The following is a 7,918-nucleotide window of genomic DNA, read 5'->3' as shown; positions in this document are numbered from 1 at the left end:
CCCGACTGGCTGCCCCGCCGGGGTAGGGCCGGCGGGGCAGCCAGTCGGGGACCGCGTCGTCCCAGAAGTTGCCGTGGTAACGGACGTGCCGCACGGGGCGGTTGCCCCACTCCTCGCTGCACCCGCCGATGGAGGCTCGGTAGTTGTGGACGACGTTGTGGCGCACGGTCATCCAGTTGCTGCTGTCGTCGGTGTAGATCCCGACGTTCCACACGCCGTACCGGCTGTCGGTGACCGCGTTGTCGCTGACGACGAGGCCGTCCGCGTACGAGGTGCCCTGTTCGCCGCGGAGGTAGATGCCGCCGCCGTCGGCCAGCAGCCGGTTCGTGGCGAAGACCCGGTTGCCGACGATGCGGCCGCCCCGCATCAGACCGCGCAGATCCTCGCTGGGGCCGGAGAGGATGCCCGTGTACGGCACGTGGTCGACCTGGTTGTGCGCGATGGTCGTCTCCCGGCCGCCGGTGTCCCAGATGCCGGACGCGGCGTGGTACTCGGCCGCGATGTGGTGGATCCAGTTGTCGGTGATCCGGTTGCCGCGGTTCGTTCCCTCGGTGTCGGGCGGGAGGACACCCAGGACGACGCCGCCGTCCGAGATGTCGGTGAAGACGTTGCCGACGACGGTGTTGTGGGAGCTGCTCTCCGACAACTCCAGCCCCTGCGCGCCGAGTCGGACGAACCGGTTGCCCTGGAAGGTGATGCGCTCGGCGGTCCTGAGGGCGATGTTCCCCGGCACCGTACGGGCCTCCGTCGCGCCGGCCGCCCTGCCGCCGGGCCTCATGTACATGCTCCACGCGGCGACGAAGCCGGCCGGCTCGTTCGGCGCCAGCCAGGTCGCGTCGGCGAACGTCAGCCCTCGGAACGCCATGTCATGCACCGGACGGCCGGGGCGGCCGGTGCCGCTGAGCAGGGTCTCCAGGACGGGCGCCACCACCGGTGTGCGGCGCATGTCCTGGCCGGGTGCCGGCCGGTAGAGGAGCCGGTGGCGGCCGGGCCGGGAGCGGTCGAGGTACCAGCTGCCGGGCCGGTGCAGGAAGTCCGGCGCGTTCTCGACGAAGGACGGCTCGCCGAGGGACTCCTTGCCGTACAGGTCGCGGGCCAGTTTCCAGCAGGTCCGCTCCATGGTGATCGTGGTCCGCCTCCCCGGCCCCCGGGAAATGTCCGCGACGCCGCAGCGGCCTTCGACGTAGTCGAAGCGGTACACCAGTTCCAGGTCCTCGGGGTGGCGCCAGGACCGGGGGATCGCACTGGTGGTGGTGTAGCCGGTGGCGGTGGTCCGCAGCTCGCCCGGCAGACCCGAGCCGAGGCTCGCCCGGGTCGCCCGCCGGCCGTCGACGTACAGCTGGCGGGTCTCCAGGCCGCCGACGTCCGCCCGCCACACCCCCTCGCGCTCCGGATCCGGCCGCCATCCCGTGACGGGCCGGCCCCCGCTGAGCGTCACCTTCTCCTGGTCGGGCGTCCCGAAGCCGTACGCCTGGTAGACCACGCGGTGCCCGCCCCGGCCGGAGTCGTCGCCGGTCATGCGCAGCGGGGAGGGGAGGCGGTACGTGCCGCCCCGCAGGTTCACCACGATGTCCGAGGCCGTCCGGGCCGTCCGGGCCCGCACCGCCCGCTGGGCGCGGGCCGGGGTGGCGAACGGGCGGTCGATCGTACCGGGCCAGTCGTCGTGCCCCCAGGTCGCCACGTACAGCTGGGCCGCGGGACGGTCGCCGCCGGTCGCGGCGGCCGTGGGGGCCGCCGTCCAGGGGACGCAGACCGCCGCCACCCCGGCCCAGACGGTCACGCCGAGGCGGGTACGCCGTCGTCGCCGTTCCGCGTGTGCCCGTACGTCCGTCATGGGCCAGCTCCTCCGCTCGTCGGGGCCTCCATCGTCGAGGCGGAGCGGCGCCGGGCGGATCGGCCGATCGTCGCCGCCGGGCCGACTTCGGTAGCCGTTCCCGCCCGCACCGGCCGACCTTCGTCGCGCGCGGCACGCCTACGGCGGGAGCGGACGCCCCGGAAGGTGACCGGCCAGGACGCGTCGGCCGGGTCGGAGGGGTGAGGGGTCGGGTGAGGGGCTCACAGGACGAGGCTCATCAGGATGGCGTCCCGGTCGTCGCCGGGCGCGATACGCAGCGCGCCCGGCCAGCGGCCGACCTCCTCCCAGCCCACCTTGCGGTAGAAGTCCTCCAGTCCCAGCCCGCCACGGGTGGAGAGTTGCAGGCGCTCCAGGCCCATCTCGTCCCGTGCGATGTCATGGACGCGATGCATCAGCCCGGCGCCGATGCCGAGGCCCCGGAAGCGCGGATGGGTCTGGACATGGTTGACCGTGCCGCAGTGCGCGCCGAGCGGGTGCGGTTCGCGACGGAGGACCAGCCAGCCGGCGAGCGAACCGCCGACGGTGGCGACGAGGAGCCTGCCGCGCCCCGGATCCAGGGTGCCGACGAGGCCGTCGACGACGGGCGCGACGTCGTGTGTGCTCACCGGCAGCGGCGGGAACTCGGTGGCTAGCACCGCGCCGCCCGCGTTGGCCACGTCCTCCCAGCAGTCGGTGAGTTCCTTCCGCAGGTTCGGGGTGACGTCGTCGGGCCGGGTGAACTGCGCGAACCGAGGGGATCTCTGCACCGTCATGTCCGTCAGCGTGGCAGAACCACCGGCGACGCGCGGTGCAGCACGGGGAAGGGGCGCACCTGAGGGTCACCGCCCGAGTGCGGGACGTCGCGGCGGCCGTGGATATGCTCGCCGTCCGGCGCCCTGGCGGCCGGACGTGCACGCGGCCCGGACCCGGCGCCGACGCCCGCAGGACGACCGAAGGCAGCGAGAAGAGCACCGTGACCACGTACGACTACGAGAAGGACGGCGCGGAGATCTACCGCCAGTCCTTCGCCACCATCCGCGCGGAGGCCGACCTCGCGACCCTGCCCGCCGACGTGAGCCAGGTCGCCGTCCGGATGATCCACGCCTGCGGCATGGTCGACCTCGTCCGGGACCTGGCGTACTCACCTGGCGTGGTGGCCCGCGCCCGCGAGGCGCTGCGCGCCGGAGCGCCCGTGTTCACGGATGTCCGGATGGTGGCCAGCGGAGTGACCCGCAAGCGGCTGCCCGCCGACAACGACGTGGTGTGCACGCTCGCCGACCCCGCCGTCCCCGAGCTGGCGGCGAGACTCGGCACCACGCGCAGTGCCGCCGCGCTCGAACTGTGGCGGGACCGGCTGGAGGGCTCTGTCGTCGCCGTCGGCAACGCGCCGACCGCCCTGTTCCGCCTCCTGGAGATGATCGAGGAGGGCGCACCCCGGCCCGCCGCCGTCATCGGCGTCCCGGTCGGCTTCGTCGGCGCCGCCGAGTCCAAGGACGCGCTGGCCGCGAACGCATCGGGGCTGGAGTACCTCGTCGTACGCGGCCGTCGCGGCGGCAGCGCCATCGCCGCCGCCGCGCTCAACGCACTCGCGAGCGAGGAGGAGTGAGGGGCACCGGGCCCGGGGCGGACCCATCGCGAACGTGACCGAGGGCACCGTCGGCGTCGAGGGCACGAGCGGCGTGGAGGGCACAGACTCCGTTGAAGGCACTGCCTCCGCTGAAGGCACCGGCTCCGTTGAAGGCACCGGCTCCGTTGAAGGCGCGGACGCCCTTGAGGGCACGGGCGGCGTTGGCGGCCGTGGTGGCCTCGGCCCTACCGCGCGCGGTCAGCGGCCCGTGAGGTGCTCGTCGACCCAGCGCACCGCCGTCTCGGGGTCCGCCGCCACGGGGACGCCCTCGGGCACCGGGGGCCTGCGGACCACGACCACGGGCAGGTCCGCCTCGCGCGCGGCGGTGAGCTTCGGCGCGGTGGCCGCTCCCCCGCTGTCCTTCGTCACGAGCACGTCGACGCGGTGGCGGCGCAGCAGCGCGCGCTCCCCGTCGAGGGTGAAGGGACCCCGGTCGAGGAGGACCTCCATGCGGGCCGGGTGCGGGGCCTCGGGCGGTTCCACGGACCGGACGAGGAACCACAGCTCGTCGAGGCCGGCGAAGGCGCCCAGGCCCAGGCGCCCGGTGGTGAGGAACACCCGCCGGCCAAGTGCGGGCAGCAGGGTCGCGGCGTCCGCCAGGGACGCGGCCTCGTGCCAGTCGTCGCCGTCCACCGGGACCCAGCCGGGGCGGCGCAGGGCGAGCAGGGGAACATGGGCGTCGGCGGCGGCCCGCGCCGCGTGGAAACTCATGGTCCCGGCGAAAGGGTGGGTGGCGTCGATGAGCGCGTCCACCCGGTGCTCCCGCAGCCACCCGGTGAGGCCCTCGGCTCCGCCGAAGCCGCCGACGCGGACCTCGCCCGGGGGCAGCCGTGGGCCGGTGACCCGTCCGGCGAGGGAGCTGGTCAGGGTCAGTCCGGGCGTGCCGTGGAGGAGTTCGGCGAGGCGGCGGGCCTCCGTGGTTCCGCCGAGTATCAGTACGTGCATGGGGGTCCGGGTCCGTTCATGAACAGCAGTGACGAGCAGCGCGGCGGTGGGCCGGCCGGTACGGCGAAGGGCGGTCGCGCGGCCCAACTCAAGCACACCGGGCTGCGGCCCGGCTGGACCACCGGCGCCTGCGCGACCGCGGCGACGACGGCCGCGTACACCGCCCTGCTGACCGGGGAGTTCCCCGACCCGGTGACGATCACCCTGCCGAAGGGCCAGACCCCGTCGTTCGCGCTCGCCGCCGAGGAGCTGACGGACGTGTACGCCATGGCGGGGGTCGTGAAGGACGCGGGCGACGACCCGGACGTCACGCACGGCGCGCTGGTGCGGGCCACGGTCCGGCGGTTGCCCGCCGGGTCCGGGGTCGTCTTCAGGGCCGGCCCCGGCGTCGGCACGGTCACCCGACCCGGTCTGCCCCTGCCCGTCGGCGAACCGGCCGTGAACCCCGTCCCCCGGCGGATGATGAGCGAGCACGTCGCCGAGGTCGCGGAGCGGTACGGCGGCAGCGGCGACGTCGAGATCACCGTCTCCGTCGACCACGGCGAGGAGATCGCCCGCTCCACCTGGAACCCCCGGCTCGGCATCCTCGGCGGTCTGTCCATCCTCGGCACCACCGGGATCGTGGTGCCGTACTCCTGCTCCGCGTGGATCGACTCCATCCGGCGGGGCGTGGACGTGGCGCGGGCGGCGGGCCGTACGCATGTCGCCGGGTGCACGGGGTCCACGTCGGAGCGGACGGTCGTCGCCGAGTACGGGCTTGCCGAGGACGCGCTGCTGGACATGGGCGACTTCGCGGGCGCGGTCCTCAAGTACATCCGCCGCCACCCCGTCGACCGCCTGACGATCTGCGGCGGCTTCGCCAAGCTCTCGAAGCTCGCCGCCGGCCACCTCGACCTGCACTCCGGCCGCTCCCAGGTCGACAAGGGACTCCTCGCCGAGCTGGCCCGGCGGGGCGGCGCCGACGCGACCCTGGCCGCGGAGGTGGCCGCCGCCAACACCGGGCTCGCCGCGCTCCAACTGTGCGCGGCAGCCGGTGTACCGCTGGGCGACCTGGTGGCGACGGCGGCCCGCGACGAGGCCCTGACGGTCCTGCGCGGGGCGCCGGTCGCCGTCGACGTCATCTGCATCGACCGGGCGGGCACGGTGGTGGGCCGCAGCACGGTCGCCTGACGCCCGGGGAACACGGTCGCCTGACGACCGGGGCGCCGCGATCACCGCACCGACAGGGGTGCCACGGTCACCTCACGACAGGCGTGCCGCGGTCACCTCACGACGCGGTACTTGAGGTGGGTCGCGAGCGGGGTGTCGACGACGCGGATGGGGCGGAGGTCCCGTCGTACGGCGCCCAGGTCCTCGAAGAGGCGCAGGCCGTCGCCGAGGAGGACGGGCACCACATGGAGCTGGAGTTCGTCGATGAACCCCTCCCTGAGGCACTGCCGTACGGTGTCGGCGCCGCCCGCGATGTCGACATTCCGGTCCCCGGCCGCGGCCCTGGCCCGGGCGAGGGCGCTGTGGATGCCGTCTGTGACGAAGGTGAAGGTGGTGCCGCCCTCCTTCACGAGGGTCGGCCGGGGGCGGTGGGTGAGCACGAACACCGGCGTCCTGAACGGCGGGTCGGCGCCCCAGAACTCCTCGCCGGTGTCGTACATCATCCGGCCCATCACGACCGCCCCGGTGGCGTCGAACCACTCCCGCATCAGCTCGGAGTCACGGTTCTCCCGGCCACCGGTCATGCCCTGGCGCTCCCGCCAGCTCGCCAGGTCATGGATCCACTCGAAGAGGGGCTCAGCGCCGTAGCCGCCCGGGTTGTCGACACGGACGTCGGTGCCGGCGACGTAGCCGTCGAGGGAGATGGCCATATCCGCAGTCACGGTCACGCTCACGAGGAAGGCCTCCTGGGGTCGTGGGAGTACGGGTTCACTCTCACGTCGATCGGGAGCAGCCGCATTCGACGTGCGCCGGGATCCTCGCCGCGCCCTCCGGGATGTCCGCCGCCGCGTGAGCGGGTCGTGGGGCGATGAGTTCCGCGCGGGCGGGGAGTCTGTTCTGGTGACCGCCGTCGGGCCCCGCCCGGCGGGCCCGGCACGTGAGACCACGGAGGACACCATGACCAGCACGCCGGACCCCTCGACCGCCGCGCAGCCGGGCCGCCCGCCGGTCGCCGATCTGGCGACCTGGCAGGCCGCCCGCGACGCGCTGCTGGTCCGCGAGAAGGCCCACACCCGCGAGGGCGACGCGCTCGCCGCGGCCCGCCGCCGACTGCCGATGGTGGAGTTCGACGGGACGGTCGAGGTCGTCGGCCCCGACGGCCCGGTCCCGTTCCTGGAGCTGTTCCAGGGCCGCGAGGAACTCGTGGTCTACAAACACATGTGGTACGACGGCGCCCCCCACCAGGGACAGTGCGAGGGCTGCACGACCACGGCCTGGCATCTGAAGGACGCCGTCTATCTCAACGCCCGCGGCGTCTCGTTCGCCGTCCTGACCACGGGGCCCTGGGACGAGGTGGCCGCCTACGTCGCGTTCATGGGCTACACCCAGCCCTGGTACTCGGTGCGGGGCCTGGACGAGCCGGTCGGCGGCGCGATGGGCCACCTGAGCTGCTTCCTGCGCGACGGCGACCGCGTGTTCCTCACCTACTCCACGACGGGACGCGGAAACGAGAGGGTCAACGGGTCGCTGGGCCTGCTCGACATGACGCCGTACGGCCGCGGCGAGACCTGGGAGGACAAGCCCGAGGGAGGCAGCCCCTGCTGGTCCTGGCGGTCGGACGCGGACGGCGAGCCCACCTGGGGCCCGACCAGCCGACCCGTCCCCCAGTGGTCCCGCCCTGGAGCGACCCCGGTGGACACGCTCGGCCGCCACGGCCCCCACCACTGAGCCAAGGCTTCAACGGCCCCCACCACTGAGTCCAAGGCATCAGAGGAAGGTCATGTCCGGGAGCGCGGCGGACGCGTTCAGCTCGGCCCAGACCGTCTTGCCGCGACGGGCGTGGCGGGTGCCCCAGCGCTCCGCGAGCTGGGCGACGAGGAGGAGACCGCGCCCTCCCTCGTCGAACACCCTGGCCCGGCGCAGATGGGGGGTGGTGCTGCCGGCGTCGGAGACCTCGCACAGGAGCGTGCGGTCGTGGATAAGCCGCAGCCTGATCGGGGGCCGGCCGTAGCGGATGGCGTTGGTGACCAGCTCGCTCACCACCAGCTCCGCCAGGAAGTCCAGCTCCTCCAGACCCCACACGGCGAGTTGCCGCGCGACGTTCGCCCGGGCCCGGCTCACGGCCGCCGGATCCGCCTCCAGATCCCAGTCGGCGACCTGCTCGGCCCCGAGGGCACGGGTACGGGCCAGCAGCAGGGCTACGTCGTCCGGCGGACGCGCGGGGAGCAGTGATCCCAGTACGGCGTCGCAGGTGGCCTCCAGGGACGCGGCCGGCCGGACCAGGGCGTCGCGCAGCCGGGCGAGACCCTCCTCGATGTCGTGGCCCCGCGCCTCCAGCAGGCCGTCGGTGTACAGGGCGAGCA

8 protein-coding genes are annotated in these 7,918 nt (G+C 73.9%); 3 read left to right on the top strand and 5 right to left on the bottom strand.

Translation table 11 applies throughout. From position 1 onward, the window contains the following. Nucleotides 1-1,834, bottom strand: a 1,834-nt coding sequence (locus AOK15_RS34630; protein ID WP_079058872.1) for a right-handed parallel beta-helix repeat-containing protein, incomplete at its 3' end; no start/stop codon positions are given. Between the two features lie 221 nt (nucleotides 1,835-2,055). Continuing rightward, nucleotides 2,056-2,607, bottom strand: coding sequence for a GNAT family N-acetyltransferase (locus AOK15_RS34625; RefSeq protein ID WP_055522265.1), 552 nt, complete (start codon nucleotides 2,605-2,607; stop codon nucleotides 2,056-2,058). Nucleotides 2,608-2,807: 200 nt separating this feature from the next. On the opposite strand from AOK15_RS34625, the gene AOK15_RS34620 reads away from it, so the two are divergent. Continuing rightward, a complete protein-coding gene (locus tag AOK15_RS34620) occupies nucleotides 2,808-3,440 on the top strand; it encodes a precorrin-8X methylmutase (RefSeq protein WP_055522268.1) in 633 nt (210 codons plus the stop codon). 219 nt (nucleotides 3,441-3,659) lie between these two features. On the opposite strand, the gene AOK15_RS34615 is transcribed toward AOK15_RS34620, so the two are convergent. Next, complete coding sequence (locus tag AOK15_RS34615; RefSeq protein ID WP_055522264.1) at nucleotides 3,660-4,406, bottom strand: cobalt-precorrin-6A reductase; 747 nt, start codon at nucleotides 4,404-4,406, stop codon at nucleotides 3,660-3,662. Between the two features lie 18 nt (nucleotides 4,407-4,424). Between AOK15_RS34615 and AOK15_RS34610 the strand changes: the two genes are divergently transcribed. Then, complete coding sequence (locus AOK15_RS34610; protein WP_055522263.1) at nucleotides 4,425-5,576, top strand: cobalt-precorrin-5B (C(1))-methyltransferase; 1,152 nt, start codon at nucleotides 4,425-4,427, stop codon at nucleotides 5,574-5,576. 92 nt (nucleotides 5,577-5,668) lie between these two features. Here AOK15_RS34610 and AOK15_RS34605 read toward each other — a convergent pair whose 3' ends face one another. Further along, entirely contained in the window at nucleotides 5,669-6,283 is a 615-nt protein-coding gene (locus AOK15_RS34605; RefSeq protein ID WP_055522267.1) for a dihydrofolate reductase family protein, read from the bottom strand. Between the two features lie 229 nt (nucleotides 6,284-6,512). On the opposite strand from AOK15_RS34605, the gene AOK15_RS34600 reads away from it, so the two are divergent. After that, on the top strand, nucleotides 6,513-7,283 hold the full coding sequence (locus AOK15_RS34600; RefSeq protein WP_055522266.1) for a DUF899 domain-containing protein: 771 nt from the start codon (nucleotides 6,513-6,515) through the stop codon (nucleotides 7,281-7,283). 39 nt (nucleotides 7,284-7,322) lie between these two features. Here the strand turns inward: AOK15_RS34600 and AOK15_RS34595 are convergent. Then, nucleotides 7,323-7,918: ATP-binding protein (locus AOK15_RS34595; RefSeq protein WP_157870461.1), on the bottom strand; the 596-nt coding region annotated here is incomplete at its 5' end.

Source organism: Streptomyces ossamyceticus (assembly GCF_001418475.1).
GTDB lineage: Bacteria > Actinomycetota > Actinomycetes > Streptomycetales > Streptomycetaceae > Streptomyces > Streptomyces ossamyceticus.
Note: the sequence above shows the minus strand (reverse complement) of the source record. Positions and strands in the feature narration are given on the sequence as shown.

What these genes read in the sequence shown, in the direction of transcription:
- AOK15_RS34610 (WP_055522263.1), top strand. Translation starts at nt 4,425, where the DNA reads ATGAACAGCAGTGACGAGCAGCGCGGCGGTGGGCCGGCCGGTACGGCG.
- AOK15_RS34625 (WP_055522265.1), bottom strand. Translation starts at nt 2,607, where the DNA reads ATGACGGTGCAGAGATCCCCTCGGTTCGCGCAGTTCACCCGGCCCGAC.
- AOK15_RS34615 (WP_055522264.1), bottom strand. Translation starts at nt 4,406, where the DNA reads ATGCACGTACTGATACTCGGCGGAACCACGGAGGCCCGCCGCCTCGCC.
- AOK15_RS34600 (WP_055522266.1), top strand. Translation starts at nt 6,513, where the DNA reads ATGACCAGCACGCCGGACCCCTCGACCGCCGCGCAGCCGGGCCGCCCG.